Origin of the sequence: Vibrio sp. 779(2023), assembly GCF_033344285.1 — a bacterium.
GTDB lineage: Bacteria > Pseudomonadota > Gammaproteobacteria > Enterobacterales > Vibrionaceae > Vibrio > Vibrio alginolyticus.
In genome coordinates, this window is record NZ_JAWPOM010000007.1 from 54,407 (window position 1) to 78,703 (window position 24,297).

The 24,297-nt window shown below is 45.6% G+C and carries 17 protein-coding genes; 7 read left to right on the forward strand and 10 right to left on the reverse strand.

Annotated features, from left to right (window positions below):
- The first annotated feature begins 243 nt into the window (after positions 1-243).
- The 7 genes from acnB (at position 244) to R8O70_RS10940 (ending at position 9,015) form a co-directional block, all read left to right on the forward strand.
- Positions 244-2,841 (forward strand): bifunctional aconitate hydratase 2/2-methylisocitrate dehydratase, encoded by a 2,598-nt coding sequence (gene acnB, locus R8O70_RS10910; protein ID WP_047102649.1) that lies wholly within the window; start codon positions 244-246, stop codon positions 2,839-2,841.
- A 99-nt stretch (positions 2,842-2,940) separates the two neighbouring features.
- Positions 2,941-3,309, forward strand: a complete 369-nt coding sequence (locus R8O70_RS10915) for a YacL family protein (protein ID WP_182016242.1) — start codon at positions 2,941-2,943, stop codon at positions 3,307-3,309.
- A 188-nt stretch (positions 3,310-3,497) separates the two neighbouring features.
- Positions 3,498-3,836, forward strand: coding sequence for a P-II family nitrogen regulator (locus tag R8O70_RS10920; protein ID WP_005386570.1), 339 nt, complete (start codon positions 3,498-3,500; stop codon positions 3,834-3,836).
- A 27-nt stretch (positions 3,837-3,863) separates the two neighbouring features.
- On the forward strand, positions 3,864-5,093 hold the full coding sequence (locus tag R8O70_RS10925) for an ammonium transporter (RefSeq protein WP_005386568.1): 1,230 nt from the start codon (positions 3,864-3,866) through the stop codon (positions 5,091-5,093).
- Positions 5,094-5,245: 152 nt separating this feature from the next.
- Positions 5,246-6,259, forward strand: coding sequence for a Fe(3+) ABC transporter substrate-binding protein (locus R8O70_RS10930; RefSeq protein WP_005386566.1), 1,014 nt, complete (start codon positions 5,246-5,248; stop codon positions 6,257-6,259).
- 99 nt (positions 6,260-6,358) lie between these two features.
- Positions 6,359-7,984, forward strand: coding sequence for an ABC transporter permease (locus R8O70_RS10935; protein ID WP_005386564.1), 1,626 nt, complete (start codon positions 6,359-6,361; stop codon positions 7,982-7,984).
- Positions 7,984-9,015 carry an ABC transporter ATP-binding protein gene (locus R8O70_RS10940; RefSeq protein ID WP_005380055.1) on the forward strand — a complete coding sequence of 344 codons (1,032 nt, stop codon included), beginning with the start codon at positions 7,984-7,986 and terminating at the stop codon, positions 9,013-9,015. Before R8O70_RS10935 ends, R8O70_RS10940 begins: the two co-directional genes overlap by 1 nt.
- A 157-nt stretch (positions 9,016-9,172) precedes the next feature.
- Here the strand turns inward: R8O70_RS10940 and R8O70_RS10945 are convergent, their stop codons facing one another.
- The 10 genes from R8O70_RS10945 to R8O70_RS10990 form a co-directional block, all read right to left on the reverse strand.
- Positions 9,173-10,585, reverse strand: a complete 1,413-nt coding sequence (locus tag R8O70_RS10945; protein ID WP_017635906.1) for a phosphoglucomutase/phosphomannomutase family protein — start codon at positions 10,583-10,585, stop codon at positions 9,173-9,175.
- A 126-nt stretch (positions 10,586-10,711) separates the two neighbouring features.
- On the reverse strand, positions 10,712-13,120 hold the full coding sequence (locus tag R8O70_RS10950) for a GH36-type glycosyl hydrolase domain-containing protein (RefSeq protein WP_047102646.1): 2,409 nt from the start codon (positions 13,118-13,120) through the stop codon (positions 10,712-10,714).
- Positions 13,121-13,204: 84 nt separating this feature from the next.
- On the reverse strand, positions 13,205-15,124 hold the full coding sequence (locus R8O70_RS10955; RefSeq protein ID WP_136976645.1) for a beta-N-acetylhexosaminidase: 1,920 nt from the start codon (positions 15,122-15,124) through the stop codon (positions 13,205-13,207).
- Between the two features lie 8 nt (positions 15,125-15,132).
- Positions 15,133-16,023, reverse strand: coding sequence for an N-acetylglucosamine kinase (locus tag R8O70_RS10960; protein ID WP_258623912.1), 891 nt, complete (start codon positions 16,021-16,023; stop codon positions 15,133-15,135).
- 2 nt (positions 16,024-16,025) lie between these two features.
- Positions 16,026-17,765: a glycoside hydrolase family 9 protein gene (locus tag R8O70_RS10965; RefSeq protein WP_258623911.1), complete on the reverse strand. Its 1,740-nt coding sequence runs from the start codon at positions 17,763-17,765 to the stop codon at positions 16,026-16,028.
- 63 nt (positions 17,766-17,828) lie between these two features.
- Positions 17,829-18,824 (reverse strand): ABC transporter ATP-binding protein, encoded by a 996-nt coding sequence (locus R8O70_RS10970; protein WP_005380041.1) that lies wholly within the window; start codon positions 18,822-18,824, stop codon positions 17,829-17,831.
- Positions 18,825-18,871: 47 nt separating this feature from the next.
- A complete protein-coding gene (locus tag R8O70_RS10975; RefSeq protein ID WP_005380040.1) occupies positions 18,872-19,855 on the reverse strand; it encodes an ABC transporter ATP-binding protein in 984 nt (327 codons plus the stop codon).
- Positions 19,856-19,857: 2 nt separating this feature from the next.
- Positions 19,858-20,883: an ABC transporter permease gene (locus tag R8O70_RS10980; RefSeq protein ID WP_047102642.1), complete on the reverse strand. Its 1,026-nt coding sequence runs from the start codon at positions 20,881-20,883 to the stop codon at positions 19,858-19,860.
- A 2-nt stretch (positions 20,884-20,885) separates the two neighbouring features.
- Positions 20,886-21,872 (reverse strand): ABC transporter permease, encoded by a 987-nt coding sequence (locus tag R8O70_RS10985; RefSeq protein WP_005380038.1) that lies wholly within the window; start codon positions 21,870-21,872, stop codon positions 20,886-20,888.
- A 170-nt stretch (positions 21,873-22,042) separates the two neighbouring features.
- Positions 22,043-23,725: an ABC transporter substrate-binding protein gene (locus R8O70_RS10990; RefSeq protein WP_005380037.1), complete on the reverse strand. Its 1,683-nt coding sequence runs from the start codon at positions 23,723-23,725 to the stop codon at positions 22,043-22,045.
- Positions 23,726-24,297 lie beyond the last annotated feature (572 nt).

Consider the following 24,297-nt stretch of genomic DNA (forward strand, 5'->3'; position numbering starts at 1 on the left):
GCATATTTGGTCAAAATTAGCAGAACTTTAGTCGTAAGTTGCTATGTTGGTCAAAATGATAAGATTTTAATTTAAGGTTAAATTTGCTATTATTTTGCCCACAGTTTGGCCTCTACGGCGCTGTTTCTCAATCATAATTGAATGAAAACAAGGGCAATGGAGAGCCAAGTTTCCAAGGATGTTCACTCCTTTACTTTAACAATAGTAATAATAGAGGAGGAACCGCAATGAGAGGAAAAAGTCGTGCTTGAAGCCTACCGTAAACACGTCGAAGAGCGTGCTGCTGAAGGAGTTGTTCCTAAACCGCTAGACGCAGAACAAGTTGCTGGACTTGTAGAACTTCTGAAAAATCCCCCGCAAGGTGAAGAAAAAGTCATTCTTGACCTACTTGAAAACCGTATCCCTCCAGGTGTTGATGAAGCTGCTTATGTAAAAGCGGGTTTCCTAACAGCAGTAGCAAAAGGTGAAGTTAAATCACCATTAGTGAGTCGTGAAAAAGCGGCTGAACTGCTAGGCACTATGCAAGGTGGTTACAACATCGAACCGCTAGTTGAGCTATTGGATGATGAAGCACTGGCAGAGATCGCAGTAAAAGCGCTGTCTCATACGCTGCTAATGTTTGATGCTTTCTATGACGTAGAAGAGAAAGCAAAAGCAGGCAATGCGCATGCACAGAAAGTACTTCAATCATGGGCTGATGCTGAGTGGTTCCTTTCTAAGCCTAAGCTTGAAGAAAAAGTCACTCTAACCGTATTTAAAGTAACAGGTGAAACGAACACGGATGACCTTTCACCTGCACCTGACGCTTGGTCTCGTCCTGATATCCCAGTACACGCACTGGCGATGCTTAAAAACGAGCGTGAAGGAATAAACCCTGATCAACCGGGTACTATTGGTCCGATCAAGCAAATTGAAGAGTTAAAAGACAAAGGTCATCAATTGGTTTACGTTGGTGATGTTGTTGGTACTGGCTCTTCACGTAAATCTGCAACCAACTCAGTGCTTTGGTTTATGGGTGATGATATCCCTTACGTTCCAAACAAACGAGCTGGTGGGTATGTGCTTGGTGGCAAAATTGCCCCTATCTTCTTTAACACAATGGAAGATGCTGGCGCACTACCAATCGAAGTTGACGTAACTAAGCTCAACATGGGCGATGTTATCGATGTTTACCCATATGAAGGTAAAGTTTGCAACCACGAAACTGGTGAGGTTCTAGCTGAGTTCTCGCTAAAAACAGAAGTACTGATTGATGAAGTTCGTGCTGGTGGTCGTATCCCATTGATCATCGGTCGTGGTTTGACAGACAAAGCGCGTCAATCGCTAGGTCTTGAGCCTTCGGACGTATTCCGCAAACCTGGTGAAATCGCAGATTCTGGTAAAGGCTACACGCTTGCACAGAAAATGGTTGGTAAAGCATGTGGCGTAGAAGGCATCCGTCCTGGAACCTACTGTGAGCCGAAAATGACGACAGTAGGTTCGCAAGATACTACTGGCCCTATGACTCGTGATGAACTTAAAGACTTGGCGTGTCTCGGCTTCTCTGCTGATCTTGTCATGCAGTCTTTCTGTCACACATCGGCTTATCCAAAACCAGTAGACGTTAACACTCACCATACACTTCCGGACTTTATTATGAACCGCGGTGGTGTATCTCTTCGTCCTGGTGACGGTATTATCCACTCATGGCTAAACCGTATGCTACTACCGGATACTGTCGGTACGGGTGGGGACTCACATACTCGTTTCCCTCTGGGTATTTCATTCCCAGCAGGCTCGGGCTTGGTTGCCTTTGCAGCTGCGACAGGCGTTATGCCGCTAGACATGCCAGAGTCAATCTTGGTTCGTTTTAAAGGTGAAATGCAACCGGGTATTACACTGCGTGATCTTGTTCATGCCATCCCTTACTACGCGATTCAGCAAGGTCTACTAACGGTAGAGAAAGCGGGCAAGATCAACGAATTTTCTGGCCGTATCCTTGAGATTGAAGGCTTAGAAACGCTAACGGTTGAGCAAGCATTTGAGCTTTCTGATGCATCTGCAGAGCGTTCGGCGGCAGGTTGTACTGTGAAATTGTCTCAAGAGTCGATCGAAGAGTACTTAAACTCTAACATCGTGATGCTGAAGTGGATGATCTCTGAAGGCTACGGTGATCGCCGTACTATCGAGCGCCGCATTACAGCAATGCAAGAGTGGCTAGCAAACCCTGAGCTGATGCAAGCAGATAAAGACGCTGAATACGCACATGTGATTGAAATCGATATGGCTGAAATCAATGAGCCAGTACTATGTGCACCGAATGACCCAGATGACGCTCGTTTGTTGTCTGAAGTACAAGGCACAGCGATTGATGAAGTGTTCATCGGTTCTTGTATGACGAACATCGGTCACTTCCGCGCAGCAGGTAAATTGCTTGATAAGTTCAATGGCCAGTTAGCAACGCGCCTTTGGGTAGCGCCACCAACAAAGATGGATAAAGACCAACTGATTGAAGAAGGCTACTACGGTATCTTCGGACGTGCAGGGGTTCGTATTGAAACGCCAGGGTGTTCACTTTGTATGGGTAACCAAGCACGTGTTGCAGATAAATCAACAGTAATGTCGACTTCAACGCGTAACTTCCCGAACCGTCTGGGTACTGGTGCGAATGTTTACCTATCGTCAGCTGAGCTAGCTGCAGTAGGTGCAATCCTAGGTAAGATTCCAACCAAAGAAGAATACCTAGAATACGCGAAGCAAATCGACGCTACGGCAACGGATACGTACCGCTACTTGAACTTCCATAAAATGGATCAATACACCAAGAAAGCGGACGAAGTGATCTTCCAAGAACCAGCATAATCAGAAATGCACAATTCAAAAGCACCTCACATGAGGTGCTTTTTTTATGGGAGCAATTCGCTATACTCGCACCAAATTGATACGAAATAGGCAATCTCGGTGGAATTTGAATTCATTCGTAACACGTTGATGGGCGAGTACTACGTAAAATGTAGCATGGGACATGAGATTGTAGGGCGCTGGTTGCAAGAAGAAATTGGCAAAGATCCGATGAAGATTGCACAAGTTGAAAAGCTAATTGAGCGGTCATTTTTAGCGCCTTCTCAGGAGCATAACCTAACAGGCACGGAAATTAGCTTGATGATTCAGGGCGACGAAGTTCTTGTACAAGAAAACGCATTAGCCCATGAATATGATGTCGAGATGGAAAGTGAGTTCGACTTCTACAATGCAGAAAGTACAGCAAGTTGTGGGATAGAGGATTTCATGACACTTATCGAACAATGGAAAGACTTTTTGAACATTTAATGCACAGTTTTGGGTAACTTCTCTGCCGTTGCTTTAAATTTGTGAAAAGGGCGCACCGATATGGTGCGCTCTTTTTGTTTATAGATATGTAAATTGAGGTTAGCTTTTATTATTCAATGACTTAAAAACTTGGCACGTAGATTGGATTATAAGAAGTGTTTCAGGATGAAAGCTTCGGAGATAACTCAATGAAAATAATCAATGCCATTATTAAGCCGTTTAAATTAGACGATGTACGAGAAGCATTGGCTGATGTCGGTATCGAAGGGATGACAGTATCAGAAGTTAAAGGGTTCGGTCGTCAAAAAGGTCACACGGAATTGTATCGCGGTGCAGAGTATCAAGTCGATTTTCTACCAAAGGTGAAAATTGAAATCGCGACTCACGCAGACAATGTAGATCGCGTTGTTGAAGCAATTACAAAAGCTGCGCAAACCGGAAAAATCGGCGACGGTAAAATTTTTGTTTACGATCTGAACCAAGCGGTGCGTATCCGAACTGGCGAAATGGACGCAGAAGCACTTTAAGAATTCAAAGGATTGGAGATACTTATTATGGAATTAACAACAACAGTAACCGAGTTACGTTACGCACTTGACACCTTTTTCTTCCTCATTTCCGGTGCGTTGGTAATGTGGATGGCAGCAGGTTTTGCGATGCTAGAGGCTGGCCTTGTGCGCTCTAAAAACACAACAGAAATTCTTACGAAGAACATCTGTTTGTACGCCATCGCATGTACGATGTTTCTGATTGTCGGTTATAACATCATGTATGTCGATAATGGAGAAGGAGGCTGGTTACCTTCATTTGGTACGCTAATTGGTACTCAAGGTGAAGGGGCCGACCACTCTTTAGAGTCTGACTTCTTCTTCCAAGTTGTCTTCGTTGCAACTGCCATGTCCGTCGTTTCTGGTGCGGTAGCTGAGCGCATGAAGCTTTGGTCTTTCTTGATTTTCTCTGCGATTTTAACTGCGTTTATCTATCCAATGGAAGGTTACTGGACATGGGGTGGAGGCTTCCTAGCAGAAGCTGGATTTAGTGACTTTGCGGGTTCTGGTATCGTACATATGGCAGGTGCTTCTGCTGCTCTTGCTGGTGTGTTACTGCTTGGCGCGCGTAAGGGTAAGTACGGTAAAAATGGTGAAATCTATCCGATTCCAGGTTCTAACATGCCTTTGGCAACGTTGGGTACTTTTATCCTTTGGTTTGGCTGGTTTGGATTTAACGGTGGCTCTCAGTTGATGGTTTCAGATTTTGAGAATGCTACAGCGGTAGGTCAGATCTTTCTAAACACTAACGCAGCAGCGGCTGCCGGTGCAATTGCGGCGCTATTCGTTTGTAAAACTACTTGGGGTAAAGCCGATTTAACGATGATTCTCAATGGCGCGCTAGCTGGCTTGGTTGCCATCACTGCAGACCCTCTATCGCCATCACCACTGTACGCGGTTGCGATTGGTGCGGTGTCGGGTGCACTAGTAGTATTCAGTATCATTGCTCTAGATAAACTTAAAATTGACGATCCAGTAGGTGCTATCTCAGTTCACGGTGTGTGTGGTTTCTTCGGCCTAATGGTAGTGCCACTGAGCAACGGTGATGCAACGTTTGGTGCACAGCTTTTAGGTGCCGTAGTTATCTTTGCTTGGGTATTTGGTGCCAGCCTAGTTGTGTGGGCAATCTTGAAAGCAACCGTTGGGATTCGCGTTACAGAAGATGAAGAAATGGAAGGTATGGACATGCATGATTGTGGTGTTGGTGCTTACCCAGAGTTTGTTACGGTGAAATAATCATTAGCTTGTAATAAATGGTTACACACTTAACACAATAAAACCTGCTCCGATGAGCAGGTTTTTTAATATTCGTCATTGTCTTCTTATTGAACATACATATAATAACGCAACTGATAAACGTTATCATTAGCATGGTAAAGGATTAAACAATGAAAAAACTGCTAACTCTTTCAGCACTAACTTGCGCTACTCTAGCTCCAACAGCAATGGCTGCTGAAGAAGTGAACGTCTACTCTTACCGTCAACCTTTCCTAGTTGAACCTATGTTCAATGAGTTCACTAAAGAAACTGGCATCAAAGTAAACGTAAAATTTGCTAAAAAAGGCTTAGCAGAAAAGCTAGCTCAAGAAGGTGAGTACAGCCCTGCTGACGTTATTCTTACGACAGACATCAGCCGTCTAGCTGAACTGACAAACAAAGGTTTAGTTCAGAAAGTCGATAGCAAAATCATTGAAGAAAACGTACCTGCTCAATACCAAGATAAAGAGAATGAGTGGTTTGCTCTAACTCTACGTTCTCGTAGCGTTTATTCATCACGTGATCGCGTAGGTAAACTAGGCGCAGATTTCAACTACGCAGACTTAGCTAAGCCAGAGTTCAAAGGTAAAATTTGTACTCGTAGCGGTAAGCACCCGTACAACGTTTCTCTAGTTTCAGCAATGATTGCTCACAATGGCGAAGCAGAAACCAAAGAGTGGTTGGAAGGCGTGAAAGCAAACCTTGCTCGCAAACCACAAGGCAACGACCGTGCACAAGTTAAAGCGATCAAAGAAGGCCTATGTGATGTTTCTCTGGGTAACAGCTACTACCTAGGTAAAATGGTTAACGACAAAGAGCAAAAGGCTTGGGCTGATGCAGTTTACATCAACTTCCCTAACCAAGAGACTACAGGCACTCACGTGAATATCTCTGGTATGGCGATGGCGAAGTACTCTCCAAACAAAGACAATGCTGTGAAGCTAATGGAATTCCTAACGGGTGACAAAGCGCAGCAAATGTACGCAGAAGTTAACTATGAGTACCCAGTTAAAGAAGGCGTGAAGCGTTCTGAGCTTGTGGAATCTTGGGGTGACTTTAAAGCAGACAAGCTTTCTCTAGACGATATTGCAGCCAACCACGAAGCGGCAATTAAGCTATTAGACGAAGTGAAATTTGACCTTTAATTCCTTGTGGGGGTATAACAGTACCCCCATTTGATTAAAGGATATGAGATGTATTTGCAACAGCATTTGTATTTCATACAGCCTTGCAGTAATTAGGCGATGAAAGATAAACACTCTTTATGGAAAACCAGTAGTGGGGTAATAACTCTGCTACTGGTTTTGCCGATCTTAGCGATCTTCTACACCGCGATTGGTGAAACGGATGATTTGTTTGCTCATTTAATGGCAACGGTCATGCCGACTTATATTTTTAACACGGTTGCGCTAACTGTTGGCGTAATGGTGCTGTCCTTAATTCTTGGTATTCCAAGCGCTTGGATAATGGCCATGTGTAAACTGCCGACCGAAAAATGGTTGCAGTGGGCATTGGTACTACCTCTTGCAATGCCAGGTTATATCATTGGTTATATTTTTACTGATTGGTTTGATTTTGCAGGCCCGATTCAGATCTTTTTGCGTGATGTAACCGGATGGGGACCTGGCGAGTATTGGTTCCCTGACATTCGTACGTTGCCTGGTGCGACCTTTGTGTTGGCTTTGGTGTTGTATCCTTACGTGTATTTATTGTGCCGGGCTGCGTTTATGGAGCAAAATGTCTCTTTATTGCAAAGCGCGCGTTTGCTCAAGTGCTCTCCATGGGAAAGCTTTTGGCGCATCTCGATGCCGTTAGTAAGACCCTCTATCGCAGTGGGTTTATCATTGGTCGCAATGGAGACCATTGGCGACTTTGGTACGGTAAGTTACTTCGCGGTGAATACGTTAACCACAGCGGTCTACGATACTTGGTTGGGGTACTCTAATCTTAATGCGGCAGCCAAGATTTCTGCCATGATGCTCGTCATTGTAGTACTGCTTCTTAGTGCAGAACGATACAGCCGCCGTAAACAAAAGCTTTTTCAAAGCCAATTTAACAGTCACGAAGATTTTCGTTACGAGTTGACGGGCTGGAAAAAGTGGACCGCACTAGTTTGGTGCTGGGGCTTGGTTTCGGTCGCGTTTATTTTGCCGCTACTACAGCTGATTGATTATGCGATCACTTATTTTGCACAGAGTTGGACCTCAGAGTTTCGTGAATACGCATGGAATAGCTTAGTTGTGTCTGTTATTGCTGCGATTATTGGTGTTGCTGTCGCACTGATCGTTAACTTTACCCATCGAGTCAATGGTAAACGAGAAAGCTTGGCATTTATGCGTCTTTCTTCTATGGGCTATGCAGTACCAGGAACGGTACTAGCCATCGGTGTGATGGTCGCTGTGCTGTTTATGGATCATCGTGTCAACGACGTTGCTAAAGCCATGGAGTGGGGAAGGCCGGGACTTATCTTTTCTGGTTCCATGTTCGCACTAGTATTTGCCATGGTTGTGCGCTTTTCCGCGGTAGCGATTGGTAGTATCGAAAGTAATTTAAATAAAATTTCTCCGTCGTTAGATATGGCATCGCGCACTATGGGTTGTAAGCCCAATGCAATGCTGTGGCGCGTGCACTTTCCGCTGGTTAAGCGCGGTGCACTGATTGCGGCTTTATTAGTGTTTATCGAGTCAATGAAAGAGCTCAATGCGGCTTTGTTACTTCGTCCGTTTAACTTTGAAACACTAGCCACATACGTTTATAACTTCGCCTCGGATGAGCATTTAGAATTGGCCGCTTTGCCAGCGGTTCTGTTGGTTCTTGTTGGGTTGATCCCGCTTGTTGTTGTTAACCGTTCACTGGAGCAAAATCACTGATGAGCTGTGCATTATCAATTAAAAACCTAACGTGCCAATATGACGATCAAACCGTACTCGAATCATTGTCTCTTGAGGTAGAACAAGGGCAGATTGTCTGTTTGCTAGGAGCTAGTGGCTGTGGGAAAACAACACTATTAAAGGCCGTTGCGGGATTATTGCCGTTAACGTCAGGCGAAATGAGTCTAAATTGCGTCACAATTGATGATGGGGAAAACTGGTTGCCGCCAGAACAGCGTAATATAGGGATGATTTTCCAAGATTACGCACTTTTTCCTCACTTGACGGTGGAGCAAAACATTGCCTTTGGCTTAAAGCAGTGCTCGACAAAAGAGAAAAATGCCAAAGTTCAAGAGATGTTAGAACTCGTGCATCTTCAAGGTTATGGCGATCGTTATCCTCATCAATTGTCTGGTGGACAGCAGCAGCGTGTTGCGATTGCTCGCTCATTAGCTTACAGCCCAGACTTACTGTTACTGGATGAACCGTTTTCTAATATTGATACGCAAGTTCGCCATGAGTTGATAAGTGAGATCCGTAAGATTTTTAAGGCCCAAGGTGTGACTGCCATTTTTGTTACGCATAGCCGTGAAGAGGCTTTTGCTTTCGCCGATAAAATGGCAGTGATGAACAATGGAGTCATCGAGCAATATGGCACAGCATCTGAGCTTTACTACCAACCTTCAAGTAAATTTGTCGCTGATTTCTTAGGTGGTGGCAGTTACCTTGCTGCTAAACGAGTTTCGAATTCAGAATATGAAACCCACTTGGGCGTGGTTGAAGCCACGGCTCAACAAGATATTCCAGTACAGGCGGAGTGCTCTTTACTGCTAAGACCGCAGCATGTACAAATTCAATCCGATGAAGATAGTTCGGTAACCGTATTGGAACAGCATTTTATGGGTGATCACTGCCGTTATGTGATTAACGCGAATGGTGACCGTTTGTTAGCTACAGCTTCGCAAGCATTAAATATAGGTGAGTCCGTCGCGGTGAAAATTGAAACGCAAGGCGTCCTGGCATTTGCTTAACGCTCCTGAGTATCTTTGCTATCTCGTTTACGACTTTCCAACATACAATAAAAAAGCCCGGCTGTGGAGCCGGGCAAGTGCTCTTCTCCTGTTGATGAGCGCCTTTTCAGACAGCGTTGACTCTCATCATAGTGCTCGAAGCGGGCACAAGGTTCAGTTATAAAGACAAGAAGTCTTTAAACTGTTGAAGAACACGTTCCGCAGTGTCCTTATCTTGCATCTCTGCAAAAATTCGTAGCAGTGGCTCAGTGCCAGAGAAGCGAGCGATGATCCAACCGCCGTTTTTGAAGTAGACTTTCGCACCATCTTCATAGCTGACTTTTTCGATTTCAAACTCAAACTCAGGCAACTGCTTTTCAACATAAATCTTGTTGAACAGTACGTCTTTTTGCGCTGGTTTGAACTTGCAATCGCCTTCTGCCATGTAGGCATAGCCGTACTTGCCGTAGATTTCATCCAGCAACTCAGACAGCTTCTTGCCGGTTACTGAAATCATTTCTACCAATAGACTTGATGCGAATACGCCGTCTTTACCTTTGATGTGGCCGCGAATGGTTAGGCCGCCAGAGCTTTCCCCGCCAATCAGTGAGTCATCCGCTTCCATTTTGGAGCTGATGTGCTTAAAGCCTACAGGAACCTCAAAGCATTTCTCGCCATGATCTTCGGCGACTTTATCGAGAAGGTGTGTGGTTGCGATGTTACGTACCACGGAGCCTTTCCAGCCTTTGTATTCAAGTAGGTAGTAGTAAAGCAGCAGTAGCACTTCATTTGGATGAATGAAGTTACCTTTTTCGTCGATAATACCAAGACGGTCCGCATCGCCATCAGTACCGATGCCAATATCGTAACCTTGCTCTTTCACTAGGTGCATCAAACGGTAGAGTGTTGCAGCGCTTGGCGAAGGCATTAACCCACCGAAATCTGGGTTTTTGCCATCGTTAATCACATCAACGTCACAGCGGCCGTTGATTAATACGGTTTGCAGTGCGTTTTTCGCGACACCAAACATTGGGTCGATCAAAACACGTAAATTCGCCTTCTTGATCGCTTCGATGTCGATAAAGTCGATGATTGAGTCAACGAATTCGTTCATCGGATTAATGATTTCAATCAGCTTATCTTCAACCGCTTGTTCAAAGTCGACGCTTTTTACATCTTGCGCAGTGAGCGCGTCTATTTGTGATTCGATTTTTTGGGTGATGATTTCATCTGCGTCACGACCGCCTTCAATGAAGACTTTAATGCCGTTGTAATCGGCAGGGTTGTGTGATGCGGTAATACATGCCGAGTATGCGCAGCCCATTTCTTTCGCTTTAAACATTACGATAGGTGTTGGGACAAATTTGTCGATAAAGCTAACCACAATGCCGTTTGCTGCTAGAACTTCAGCGAACCAACGACCTGCTTTATCGGAAAGAAAACGACGGTCATAGCCAATCACAAAGCCGCGATCAGCAACCGATTCGTTATTCGTGATGTTTGCAACTGCTTGAGCGACCAAACGTACATTATCTTTGGTGAACTCCTCACCGATAAATGCACGCCAACCGCCTGTACCAAATTTGATCATGATTCGATCCTCGATAAGAGCGGCATCCCACCGCCTCTTAAATCTTTGCTAGCGAACCGATGCACTTGTAAAACATAAATGCACCGGATAAATCAAAAGGGGAGAAGGACTCCCCCTAAAAGATGATTAACCTAGAGTAACGATAACTTCGTTTACTGAACCTTCCGCTTGAACTGGCACAGACGCCCCATTTACTGCTTCACCATTAACCGTAATCGATTTAACACCTTTGCTTACTGAGTCTGGGTTAACTACTTTGATGTTGTACGTTGCACCTAGCCATTGACGAGTCACTTCGAAACCAGGCCAGTTCGTTGGGATACATGGATCGATAGTTAGGCCATCGAAGCCTGTACGCACACCAAGGATAAAGTTGGTAACAGCGAAGTAAGCCCAGCCTGACGTACCTGTTAACCATGGGTGGTTTGCACGACCGTGGTCTTGGTGGTCACGACCCATGATGAACTGAACGTATGAGTATGGTTCTGCAATACGTTTTTCGATGATGTCGTTCTGGTTGTATGGGTTTAGCGCATCGTAGAACTTCATTGCACGATCACCACGACCCAGTTTCGCTTCAGCTACCCAAGCCCATGGGTTTGGATGCGAGAATATCGCACCGTTCTCTTTTACGCCTTGGTAAACACGAGTTACGAAGCCGATATCATCATTCGGTGTTGCAAAAGATGGTGAGTTTAGGTGAAGGCCGTATTCAGAAAACAGGTTCTCATCGACAGCGTCCATCGCTTTTTCGCCACGCTCTTGAGATACCGCACCAGAAAGTACCGCAAGTGTGTTTGACTCTAGGTGTACTCGGCCTTCCGCTTGTTGCGCAGTACCGATCTTGTCGCCATTCTTCGTCAGACCACGGATATACCAACCGCCTTCGTCATCCCAAAGGTGGGTTTCACACGCTTCACGAACGTTTGCTGCCATCACCGTGTATTTTTCAACGTCGGCTTCCTTACCTAGGTATTTCGCTAGGTCGATGAACTCCTGCAGTGCCCAGAAATGTAGGAACGACACCATTGAAGATTCGCCACCACCTAGGTTCAGACAGTCGTTCCAGTCTGCACGCAGACCTTTACAGATACCGGTTTGACCTACGTATTCAGCCGAGAAGTCTAGCGCGGCTTTCATGTGGTCATAAACCGTTGCATCGCCACCGTCGGCGTAAGGGATCACTTCGTCAAAGAAGCTGTGCTCACCGGTTTCCATCACGTACTTACAGATGGTTGGAACTAGCCATAGATGGTCATCGGAACAAGTGTCTTCGATGCCGTGAATTTTGTCTTCATCAGAAGGTGTTGGAACTACGGTTGGGGATTTCGATGGTTTAACGTCAGCTTTTTCTGGATCGAACCAATCTGGATCAAATAGGTGTAGACCGTAGCCCGCTTTTACTTGGCCGCGCAGTAGGTCAACGATACGTTTGCGCGTCATTGCAGGGTTAGCGTGAGGGACTGAGATCGCATCTTGCGCTGTATCGCGGTAACCAAGACCAGTACGACCACCCACTTCGATGAATGAAGCAAAGCGAGACCACACCACACAAGTTTCTGCTTGGTACAGTGTCCAAGCGTTGATCATGGTATCTAGACCTTCGTTTGGTGATTTCACTTGGAACTTGCCACAGCGTTCATCCCAGTGTGCTTTGATACCCGCAAATGCATTGTCGACTTCTGCAAGGTCTTGGTACTTAGCACGTAGACGGTCACCATTGCCTTTACCGATACCGAGAATGTAAGCAAAGCGAACTTCTTCACCCGGCTGGATAGTGAATTGCTTGTGCAGAGAGCCACAGTGGTTGTAACACGTTTGTGCTGTGTTGAAACACTTGCCTTGTTCTACCGCTAGCGGGTTTGCTTCGTCACGGTATAGGCCAAGGAAGCTGTCACGTTGACCGTCGTATGAATCTGGGTCAAATGTTGAAGCTAGGTAGTAGAAGCCTTCGAAATCGTTGGTGTTGTAGTACAGGTCGTACTCGATCACGCCTTCGTTGTAAGCCGTACCTGCCGAGTACAGAGACATCTGATGGTTTTGATTATCAGATTGAATGTGGCTGAATGAGAACTCAACAAATGAGAATGCACTGATCGTACGTGGTTTGTCAGAGGTGTTTTTAATCACTACATCCCAGATTTCAGCGTCTTCGCCTTTTGGCACGAACAGAGTTTTTGTTGCGGTAATACCGCTGTATTCACATTTGAACTTAGAGTAAGACAAGCCGTGACGAACTTCGTAGTTTGCTTCGTCTAGGCTCTTCGCAACTGGTTGCCAAGAGATTGACCAGTAATCACCTGTCTCATCATCACGCAAGTAAACGTAGTGTCCTGGGCGATCGAATGTCGCATTTGGACGGAATTTAGTAACACGGTTGTATTCTGGAGAGTTGTAGAACGAGTAGCCACCCGCGTTGTGCGAGATAACCGTACAGAACTTCTCAGTACCTAGGTAGTTGGTCCATGGTGCTGGTACGTCAGGGCGAGTGATGACGTATTCGCGATTCTCGTTATCGAAATAGCCGTATTTCATTTGTGTCTTTCCTTTTTACGAAGCTGCATCAGCAGCCAAAATTTAAAAACTCTTCAAGCGTGATGTTTCGACATCAGTTTTGTATTACTTCCACGGTTTACGGTAATTCACTCCCTGCAAATCAAGCAGAGGTAGATGGCCTTTCAAGCGTGATAAATAGTCGGTCCAATCTCGGTGTTGTTTGTCTGTCCAACATGCTTCTGCCATTGCAGTTAAACGAGGGAAGATCATGTAGTCCATGCGAAGTTGGTTATTGATAATTTCGCACCATAATGCTGTTTGAATACCCCAAATGCGCTTACGTATTGGATCGTCAGCAGGCACTTCAGCGAGCGGCTCGTAGTTGTAAGCTTTTTCTAGTGGCAGTGGGTTTGCCCAGTCCACGCCCGGTTCTTCAGGTGCGTAGTCTTGGGTCATATCTAGGTAAGTGGTTTGTGCTGGTTGCAGCACCACATCAAAGCCTTGGCGAGCACAGTTCAATGCCGCTTCTTCGCTTAGCCATGAGTAGATCACCGTATCTTTACTGACTTTGTCGCCGTGTTGAGCTTCTTCCCAGCCCAGCATGCGTTTGCCCAATTTACGAAGTTTGTCTTCGGCATAACGCAAGAAGTGTCCTTGCAAATCTTTGTAGTCGCTGTAACCCAGTTGTTCCATTAGTGCTTGGCATGCTGGGCTTTTTGACCATACGCCGTTAGGTACTTCGTCGGCACCAATATGAACGTAAGGCGCAGGAAAAAGCGCAGAGACCTCTTCTAGCACTTTGTCGATAAATTCATAACTCCCCGGCAGAGCAGGGTTAATGACGTTGTCGTTGTAATGCTGAATACTGCGGTATTCGGTGGTATCTTCTGCTTCTACCAATAGGTGTGGTAACGACTTGATGGCGGCTCGGCAATGACCAGGTACATCAATTTCAGGAATGATGGTGATGCCGCGTTGCGATGCAAATTCGATAACGTCTTTGATGTCTTCTTGTGTGTAGAAGCCGCCGTAACGTTCATCAAAGTGCGTGTACTGTGGTTCATTGATCTCATCCAATCCGCGCCAAGCACCAATATCGGTCAGTTGAGGCAGTGATTTGATTTCAATTCGCCAACCCTCATCGTCGGTAAGATGCCAATGGAACGTATTGAACTTGTAATGAGCCAGTTGGTTGATCAAGCGTTTGACTTGCTCAACGGAGTGAAAATGACGAGCACAATCCAGCATCATACCGCGGTAACGAAAGCGTGGTCTGTCCTTGATTGAACAGCAAACTACTTCCATTGAGTTAGGTTGATCGCCAACTTTGACTAGTTGTAATAACGTTGCACAAGCATGGGTAAAACCAGACGAAGATCCTGCTTCAATTTTGATTGACTCTTCGGCTACTTTCAGTTTGTAAGCGCCTTCATCCAAGGTTGGGTTGCCTTTGAAGATGATCTGACTGCCATTGTCTGATGCGAACTCAAATTGGTGAATGCGCTTAAGCTCTTCAAGTAGCCATTCTTTAGCTGAATTGGCCAGGCTTGAATAAACCGCGACGCCAGCATGATGATCAAAGCTAAAATAGTGATCGCTGACCTCAATATGGTTTGGTTTTGGCAGCAAGGGCTGTGCATGGGTTAAACTTGCCGGAATCTCACTGCGTTCACGGTATGGTGAAGCTAATACGATAGGCGTGACATCCACTTGTGCGCGCTGTGGGTTTCCATCAACGACAAAGTTGATCATCGCTTCGTTAAAGCCATCCGAGTAATAACGGAATGGGTTCGAACCAATACTGAATTCACAGTAATAGTGATGGTTGGCAGCCAGTACCACCCCTTCTGGTTTAAGTGTGCAAAAACTACCAATTTGAGTCAGTTGACCATTTGAAACGCTGTCTGGAAGAATGTAACGATCGAAAGCGAAAGTTAAGCTCCAGCTGTTTAGGTCTTGGTCGCTCAAGTTATGAAAGGTGAGGCCAAAGCGGCAGTTTTGTTTCTGCTCAGAAAGGACTACGAGATCAACACGATATTCCATATCTACTCCTACGCCGCACTGAGCGAGTAAAGGTTATGTTCTGGTTTGCCAGCAAACATAATTGCGCCTTCAATCGCGTCAAACTGTGGCTCAACAATCCATTGCTGAACTGGTGGTGAAAGCCAACGTACAATGCGTTCAGCTATGCTGCCCATTAAACAAATACGTGTTGCGCCGCGTTTGTTTAATGCCACGAGAAACATTTCTATATCCGCTGCGGTTTGCTTCAGCATTTCAATGGCCAGTGCATCGCCTTGTTCCGCATGTTGGAAAATAGCCGGAGAAAACTGCCCATAATCACGAGGAAGCGCCTGTTTTGACCACGCCACCACGTTGTCGACCTCATTTTCGAAATGCGTCATAACGTGTTGTGCTAGGGGCGTTTTTTCTCTGATGCCATCTTCAGCTAACAAAACTTGCTGAACTAGGCGTAGCCCCATCACTGCGCCGCCACCTTGATCCGAAATAGGGAACTCACGACCACCGACAACGTGTTGCTCCAATCCGTTAAGGTAGATGCCACAAGAACCGGTTCCCGCAATCATGATTGCGCCATCTTCGCCATTGTGCGCACCAACGCACGCACCGTAAGCATCGGTATTCAGAGTTATACTGGCAAATGGATGAGGAAGAGACATGAAGGCTTGCCAAGATGCTTTGTGCTCTGCGCCAGCAAGGGCTAAGCCGACGTGCATCGACGCGAAATCTTGTTGTATTAGACCGCCTTGCTCGGTAGCCGAAGTGATGGATTCAAGAATCGAAGCCATTGCTATTTCAGCACCTAGCATGATGTTGGCACTGCCGCTTTTGGCCTCGCCAAGAAAATTACCTTGTGAATCTTTAATCCTGGCTCGACATGACGTGCCGCCACCATCGATACCGACAAAATACATTCCCATGATTATTCTTCCTTCATATTTTTAGAGGTCGCCAACTGAGAAACATGCTGAGCTTGACTCATTATCGCGAGTAAGTACCAAGCGCCATGCGGGATCCATTGTTCGCCCCAGCGCCAGTTTTGTAACACGTCTTCTTTTTGTGCTGGTGGGTTAAATGCAATGTCTTCCTCGTCTTCAAAGCCGCCAGTGATTCCGTTACACACGCCACCTTTTGCGTTGAAGAAACCATATTGAGGGAGGTAATCAGGGTTGTTACGACCATGGCCATCTAGCATGCACATGTCGTATGGGTTTAAGCCTACAATCCAGTTCAATGCATCTTGAGCAAACACAGAAAGTTGTTGCTGTACGTCTTGCGACGCTATATGCGGTTGAGCAAGGTACGCCATGGTCGCGAGTGAGCCCAGTCGAGCATTCTCGCCTTGCCACCAATAGCCGGATTCATTGTTGTGTGCGACAAAAAATGCCTCGCGTTTTGACTCATTTACGCCTTTAACATATTGGCGAGGGTAACCGAATGGGTTGATCACTTTATTCGATATTGTGATCTCAAACTCACACGCTAGGTTGACGATACGTTTTACCGATTCCGCTCGTGCTGAGTCGTCTTCAATTAATAGATATTCGCATAGGGCAATAACTGGTAGACCAGCTTCGGCTGCGTGAAAATATGGACGGCTGCCGTCTTGGTTTGCTGACCAAAAGTGTTGAATCTGCTCGTCGCTCATTTGGCGTGCAACTAAACGTTGCGCCCACAAACGGCTCTCTTCCAAGTAGCGAGTTTCTTTGGTTGCTTTAAACAGTTCTACACAAGCCAGTAGCGCACAGTATTCGTCGATAATGTTTTCTTCCCCATCATTGAGGTACTGCGTATTGTGCTCTTTTAAGTGCCAGTAACCATTTTCGGCAGCGTTGCGGTATTTTTGTTGATCGTATTCACCGTGAACACTTAAACGCGACGCTGCCGCTAGCGCTGCAATGGCGACACCGCCACCTTGTCGAAAGCCTGCTTGATAGTCGTCAAATTTGTGACCAAGTTGAGTTTCGTACGCGCAAATCTCGCGTTGCGCAGTATCTTTGCTCCACTTGTCAAAGACCGTCATGTAGAAAAAGCCTTTTTCGTTTTGCATACGCACAAGAAAGTCTGCACCGAACAGGGCTTCTTCAATCAGACGTGTACGTGTGAAAGCTGTAATGTCTTCGCTTCCTTCAAGCAACGAAACCCCTTTTAGGATGTTCCAAACCACCATTGGGGTTTGTTGAGGATTCAAATAATTCGCGTATGAAAGGTGACTTAAATACTTGCTAACGTCTCCTGATGCGTCGTACCAGCCGCCGTGTACATCAACCTTTTTATTGGAGTTTAGTACTGGAAGTTGTCGATCTTGTTTATCGAAGATCCCGCCGCAACGTTGCGATTTGAAGTAGTGGATCACATCTGACAAAGTTTGATCCAACAGAATGTGTTCGCCAACGATGAAAGAGGAAGAGCGCGTATCTTCTACTTGCAAGAAATAGTCACCTGACGTTGTGAAAGAGGAAAAGTCGATGAGGTAGAAATAGCCCTGATGCCAGTTCGCCACTTTACCTTGTTCTTCAACCGCAAAAGTTGCCACGGTTTGCTCGCTAGTGGCACAAATCAATTGAGCAGTGTAAGAAGACAAGTGTGGTTGTTCGGTCTGGATAATGGCTTTCTTTGGGCCCAGACGTTCATAACCAATGTGGTTAGTCAGTAGCAGCATTCAATGTCTCCGGGAAACGATAAAAACAGGAATGGGTCAGGCTGAACCTGACCCTCGTTATGATTAATCTTCAAATAAGTAACAGCGGACAAAGTGGTTGTCGGACAGTTGAGTGACGCCCGGTAGTCGTTCGCGACATTTGTCGGTAGCGTGTACACAACGTCCAGCAAATGGACAGCCGACAGATTCTGGTGTCCAAAGTGGGATTTCCCCTTTGTTGCCTTTCAGTTTCTCGTGAATAGACTTCGATGGATCTGGAACCGCAGATACCAACAGTTGCGTATATGGGTGTTGAGGATCGTGAATGATTTCTTCAGTATCGCCCCATTCAACCATGTGACCTACGTACATGACCGCGAGATCTTCAGCAATGTAACGCGCTGTTGCGATGTCGTGAGTGATGTAAAGCAGAGACATTTGTTTCTCGAACTTCATCTCTTCCATCAAGTTCAGAACACCGGCACGGATTGATACATCGAGCATCGATGTTGGCTCATCCGCCAATACCACTTCAGCACCAACTGCGATGTTACGAGCTAGGTTTACACGTTGACGCTGACCGCCAGATAGCTGGTGCGGGAACTTTTGCGCCGTTTCTTTTGGTGGAATAAGACCAACTTGTTCAAGTAGGTCGTACACACGCTCTTCCAGTTCTTTCTTGTTGCCCGGTGCTACTTTCTTATGAATCAGCAGCGGGCGCGCAATATGGTGGAAGATATTGTGCGTTGGGTTTAGCGAGCCAAACGGGTCTTGCCACACCATTTGTACACCTTCACGGTAGGTCATTAAATCGTGACGAGAGGTGATGTCTTGGATATCACGACCTTTGTATTCAATGATGCCATCGGTTGGTGCGTACATTTTTGCAATCATTTTTGCAGTAGTAGACTTACCTGAACCAGATTCACCTACCACTGACAAGCCGCGGCTCTTGTACATTTTGAAAGAGACGTCGTTGATTGCGCGCATCTTAGATTGTTTGATTGAGTTACTGTTTAAAGGGAAGTCCTTAACGACATTTTTACCCTCAATCAGCAGTTCGCCGAATTGTTTGCTCATAATTCTCTCCAGTGTAATTTTTGTTCTTAGCTAGCGTTTTTTTGTTGTTAAACCTTAGCTTGAGCAATGGTGTCGCCGTACAAATGGCAATTTGAGAGGCGACCTGGTTCAATTTGACGTAATTGGGTTGGTACACGTGTACATGCTTCATGTACGCGATCGCAACGAGCTTGGAAGCGGCAGCCCCGTGGTACTTCTAGCAAGTTCAACGGGTTACCTGGAATACCAGTCAATTTGGTCTTTGGTCCAGTTAGTGGAGGGAAAGAGCTACCCAAACCTTTGGTGTAAGGGTGGTAAGGACTTTCCAGAATTTGCTTAGAAGGCGCGACTTCAATCAACTCACCTGAGTACATGATGCCGATACGATCCGAGAACTCGACCATCAATGACAAGTCATGTGTGATGAACAGAATTGAGAAACCAAACTCTTCTTTAAGCGCGTAAATTTTTTGTAGAATTTCACGTTGAACCACTACATCCAATGCGGTAGTCGGTTCGTCCATGATGATCATTTTTGGGTTCAGAGCCAAAGCGATTGCGATTACTAGACGTTGACGCATACCACCAGAGAACTGGTGCGGGTAATCACTCAATCGGCTAGGGTGGATATCAACGATTTCCAGCAGACCTTCAGCGCGTGTTTTTGCTTGAGCGCGAGTCATATTGGTATGACGCATGATGACGTCACAGAACTGCTCTTCCATGGTTAGAACAGGGTTCAAAGCGTTCATCGCACTCTGGAATACCATCGACATTTCACTCCAGCGGAACGCTTGCATGCGATCATCGCTGTACTGAAGGATATCTTCACCGTTGAAGATAACCTCACCACCTGTGATAAACGCTGGTGGCTTATGAAGGCGCATTAGTGAGAAGGCAACAGTGGATTTGCCACAGCCAGATTCACCAGCCAGACCGAATACTTCACCTGGTGCAATGTCGAAGCTCACGTTGTTACAGGCGCGGACATCGCCCGCGTCTGTGATGTAGTCTACACATAGGTTACGGATGGAAATTAGTGGTGCAGTCATGATTATTTATCTCCGCTCCATAGTGCATTTTGTGGTGCCAGTTCAGGCTCACGCTCTTTCTTGTCTTTTGCTGCTAGTTTTTTCCAGCGTTTCATGCCTTTGTGAGAACGAAGTTGAGGGTTCGCAATTTCGTCAACGGCAAAGTTCAACAGAGCAAGACCAGTAACCAGTAGTGTTAGGGCAATACAAGGTGCTAGTACTTCCCACCATGCGCCAATCAGCATGGCTGATGAGGTTTGCACGTTGTAAAGCATGATGCCCCAACTGATCGTGTTGGCATCACCCAAACCTAGGAACGAAATGACCGCTTCAGTGTTGATCGCCAACATTACTGAGCCAATGAAGCTCGCACCGACAATTGGGATAAGGTTTGGTAAAATCTCAACGAAGATGATGCGGAATGAAGACTCTCCCAATACTTCGGCAGCTTTAACGAACTCTTTCTCGCGTAGTGCCATAGTTTGAGAGCGGACAACACGTGCACCCCATGCCCAAGAAGTACCAGCGATAATCAAGGCAATGGTGAGTGGGCCTGCTTCACCGATAAAGGCCGCCAACACGAATAGCAATGGATACTGCGGGATTACTAACATGATGTTCATCGCGGCACTCAATACGTCATCCACTTTACCGCCGAAGTAACCTGCCGATATACCAATGACTGTTGCTAAGAAACACACGATGATGCCAGCACCAAAGCCTACACCCAGTGATACTCGTGCACCGTAAGCCACCTGCGACCAGATATCGCGACCCATTCGGCTAGTACCTAATACGTGGTCGGCCTTTTTAGACATAAGCAGTGTACGACGATCGTCTGCTAGGTTTTTAGCGACCCAACCATCAGGGTTGTTTTGTGCCTGTTTTACAACAAAGCTTGGGTATTCGTGTGGGTTACCGGTTCGCTTGTCTGGCGCATGCTTTGTAAGTAAAGGAGCGGCAATCGCAACGAACACGAACAGCGTAACAATGCCAAGACCAATGCGAGCAAATGCGTTACCTAAAATAAGTTTAAATAGTTCTTTCATGATTATTTGCCTCCCGTACGTAGGCGAGGGTCTAGAATCATGTACAGCATGTCAGCCATTAAGTTGAAGCACAGCATGAACATCGTCATGATAATTAACTGACCTTGAAGTACTTGGTAGTCACGAGCGTGAATTGCGTTCAATAGAACAGTACCTAGGCCTGGGTAGTTGAAAATCATCTCGATGATTAATTGACCTCCAATGGCCATACCTAAAGACATAGACAGTGCGGTAACACTTGGAAGTAGTGCGTTACGTGCGGCGTAATTAAAGACGACGCGGTTTTCACTCAGCCCTTTACCTTTAGCCATCGTGATATAGTCTTCGGCGAGAAGGTTGATCATGTTGTTACGCATGTTAACTAGGAAGCCACCAATTTGAACGATGGTTGCACAGAATAGAGGTAATACAGCGTGGTAACCCACGTTCTTGATGAACTCCCAGCTTGTCCAATCAGGAATAGTACCTGGCGTGTAAGCATAGCCAGATGGGAACCATTTCAGGCCAATCGCAAAGGTAAACAGCGCTAACATTGCGATAACCATTTGTGGAATAGCTTGAATGATCAATGTACCAGGCGTTACGAATGCATCGTACTTACTACCGCGCTTCCAGGCGGCAAAAATACCAAGGACAGAAGCGATGGAGAAAGAAAGTACAACCGCAGTACCAGCTAGAAATAGTGACCAGCCAAATGCACTACCTAGTAAAGAATTAACTGAAAGTGGGTAGAACTGGATTGAGGTGCCTAATTCCCAACTTAGAATGTTTTTAATGTACGAGAAGTACTGAATGTAAATTGGCCCATCAACGAAACCGAGCAGTTCTTTCATTGCTGCGATTCGTTCTGGAGTCACCTGTACTGAAGCATTAGCAAACATCATGGTAACTGGGTCACCAGGCATTGCTCGCGGAATAATAAAGTTTAACGTCGCTGCAACTAAGAGCGCGACAAGATAGAACGACAAACGTCTTAAAAAATAACCCATAACTCACACCTTACTCACCCAGATTTTTTCCCTGTTTCTGGTTTCAGGTCGCTCCTAGCGAAATTTAGAGCGAAAAATCCCCTGACGACTAGCGCCACATATTGGTTTCGTTAACAAGGGATTTTTATAGGCGGCACACGGGATGCATGCCGCTTGAAATGAACTTCTACTTATTTAACTGGTTTTAGGTCCAGTACGTGAAGTAGACGCTCTGGGATACCTGCCCAAATGTTTGGACGGCCCTTAGGGTTTTCTTCGTTCCACCAACCAGTGAAGCGAGTTGTGTTGTATTGGTACATGTACGCGCCAGATAGCACAGGAATAGTTACTTGGTCCTGAGCAATGATCTTCTGAATGCCATGAGCGATCTCTAGCTGTTCTTGCTTATCTGCTGTCTTGTAGAAGCTGTTAAGAAGACCGTCTAGCTTATCGTTCTTGTAGAAGTGCATTGCAAAGCGAGGCATGCCGTCACCAGCTTGTAGCTTCGAGTTGTAGCCACTATCCCAGTACAAGTGTGGATCTGCACCGTGGAAGTAGTTGGTGTAAGCAACGTCGTAAGTACCTTCTAGCATTGCTTGGTTGTATACCGAGAAGTCCGGTGTACGAGCACGAGCTTTAATGCCCACTTCTGCTAGTTGCTCAACGGCTAGTTGTACTGTGTTGTTGAAGTCAGTCCAACCGTTTGGTGATTGAATTAGAAGCTCGAAAGACTTGCCAGATGGTGTATCCACAAAGCCATCTTTGTTTACATCTTTGAAGCCAGCTTTAGCTAGAAGCTTTTTCGCACCTTCCGCGTTGTATGTGTTGTAGCCTTTGTACTTGTTGTGCGTCTCTTCATCAGACCAAGCTTCGAATGCGTAGCCAAGGCCAGATGCGAAGTCGTTCACTGTACCGCCGCCGTAGAAAGCGATATCAATAATAGTTTGACGGTCTAGCGCCATAGAGAACGCACGACGGAAGTCAACGTTAGTTAGCGCTTCGTTTTTCGCAGCGTCTGGGTTTTTGAAGTTCACTACAAATGCTTGAGTACCCGCTGGTGGGTACCAGTAGTGGTGATTCGGACTTGCTGCAGCGTACGTACGGTCGATGTCTGGTACGAATGAAGACGTCCAGTCCATTTCGCCGTTAACGATTTTGCCCAAGAATTGGTCGTTGTTCGCGATTTGCGGCACACGCAGACAGTCTACATCTAGGTTGTCTGCATCCCAATAATTCGGATTCTCACACTGGATATATAGCTGCGGTGTGAAAGTGTCGATTTCGGTAAATGGACCACTGCCTACTGGATTTTCGTTTGTGAATGTTGCTGGATCTTTTACTTTGCTCCATACGTGCTTAGGTACGACGGGTACTTTCGCAATTTCGTAAGGAACGTTTGAGTTTGCTTCGCTTAGACGGAATTTAACTTGGTAGTCGTTAACTTTTTCTACGCCAGTCACCCAAGAGTTGATACCAGATTGGTCTAGCTCTGGCTTCTCTTTAACTAGGTTGAAAGAGTAAACAACATCATCAGCGGTAAACGCTTTGCCATCAGACCATTTTACGCCCTTACGGATATCGAAGGTTACGCTCATCAGGTCATCAGCCATGGTAAAGTTTTCTGCTAGACGAAATACAGGCGTGTTACCGTGCATTTCGTTAAAAACAACGAGCGGCTCGTAAATAAAGTCGGTTGTTGTGTGCAGGTTAGTTGCACCCAAGAAAGGGTTAAAGTTACGAACGAAAGTTGTAAACTCTTTAGGGTGGATAGTCAGTTCACTGCGTTCAGCCGCAGTAGCTACCGATGCAAAACCTGTAGTAGCCGTTGCAATAATTGCTGTTGCTAGTGCTGTTTTTTTAATATTGGCAAGCATAGCTGTTCCTTACTATTTGCTTTCATTTCACTAAATGGAATTGAATGTCATCAATTGATAAACACTCTCTAAGACCTACCTCTTGTACATGCCTTACTCATTACAACATTGAGTTTCGCCAAGAGTGGCCTGTAGGCCTTAGGCAGGAGTAAGAAAACACCTTATCCATAAAATAATCAAACTTGATTCCCGTTAAAAACGTTAAAATCTCTGAGCTCTCCGTTATAAACGTTATTTTGGCTAATTTTAACCAGTAGAGGGACAAAAAATAAACGTTGATACGCGTCGCAGTTTATATCCTTGTTAATAATGAGTGTTGGTGATTACTAACCTGGTGATCCATTTAAAATATACGTTTCTTGCTTGGTTTCTAGGTTCGGAGATCTCGCTCACATGCAGAAATAGTGTTAATTAATCAGCTAAAAATTAATCTGCCGTTCTGTTGTGATTAAGTTCGCAATCTCTATCAATAGTTCGTCAAAATCCGCTTGTTATCTGAAAAATGGCCTTTTTTATCGACAGTTTTCTTCCGTTTGTTGTCCTTTTTTTATTGTATGAATGAAGTTTTTTCG

Bases quoted from the DNA above. Each gene is read 5' to 3' on its own strand.
- R8O70_RS10920 (WP_005386570.1), top strand. From the start codon at position 3,498: ATGAAAATAATCAATGCCATTATTAAGCCGTTTAAATTAGACGATGTA.
- R8O70_RS10980 (WP_047102642.1), bottom strand. From the start codon at position 20,883: ATGAAAGAACTATTTAAACTTATTTTAGGTAACGCATTTGCTCGCATT.
- R8O70_RS10950 (WP_047102646.1), bottom strand. From the start codon at position 13,120: ATGAAATACGGCTATTTCGATAACGAGAATCGCGAATACGTCATCACT.
- R8O70_RS10930 (WP_005386566.1), top strand. From the start codon at position 5,246: ATGAAAAAACTGCTAACTCTTTCAGCACTAACTTGCGCTACTCTAGCT.
- R8O70_RS10955 (WP_136976645.1), bottom strand. From the start codon at position 15,124: ATGGAATATCGTGTTGATCTCGTAGTCCTTTCTGAGCAGAAACAAAAC.
- R8O70_RS10990 (WP_005380037.1), bottom strand. From the start codon at position 23,725: ATGCTTGCCAATATTAAAAAAACAGCACTAGCAACAGCAATTATTGCA.
- R8O70_RS10940 (WP_005380055.1), top strand. From the start codon at position 7,984: ATGAGCTGTGCATTATCAATTAAAAACCTAACGTGCCAATATGACGAT.
- R8O70_RS10960 (WP_258623912.1), bottom strand. From the start codon at position 16,023: ATGGGAATGTATTTTGTCGGTATCGATGGTGGCGGCACGTCATGTCGA.
- R8O70_RS10965 (WP_258623911.1), bottom strand. From the start codon at position 17,765: ATGCTGCTACTGACTAACCACATTGGTTATGAACGTCTGGGCCCAAAG.
- R8O70_RS10970 (WP_005380041.1), bottom strand. From the start codon at position 18,824: ATGAGCAAACAATTCGGCGAACTGCTGATTGAGGGTAAAAATGTCGTT.
- R8O70_RS10975 (WP_005380040.1), bottom strand. From the start codon at position 19,855: ATGACTGCACCACTAATTTCCATCCGTAACCTATGTGTAGACTACATC.
- R8O70_RS10925 (WP_005386568.1), top strand. From the start codon at position 3,864: ATGGAATTAACAACAACAGTAACCGAGTTACGTTACGCACTTGACACC.
- R8O70_RS10935 (WP_005386564.1), top strand. From the start codon at position 6,359: ATGAAAGATAAACACTCTTTATGGAAAACCAGTAGTGGGGTAATAACT.
- R8O70_RS10985 (WP_005380038.1), bottom strand. From the start codon at position 21,872: ATGGGTTATTTTTTAAGACGTTTGTCGTTCTATCTTGTCGCGCTCTTA.
- R8O70_RS10945 (WP_017635906.1), bottom strand. From the start codon at position 10,585: ATGATCAAATTTGGTACAGGCGGTTGGCGTGCATTTATCGGTGAGGAG.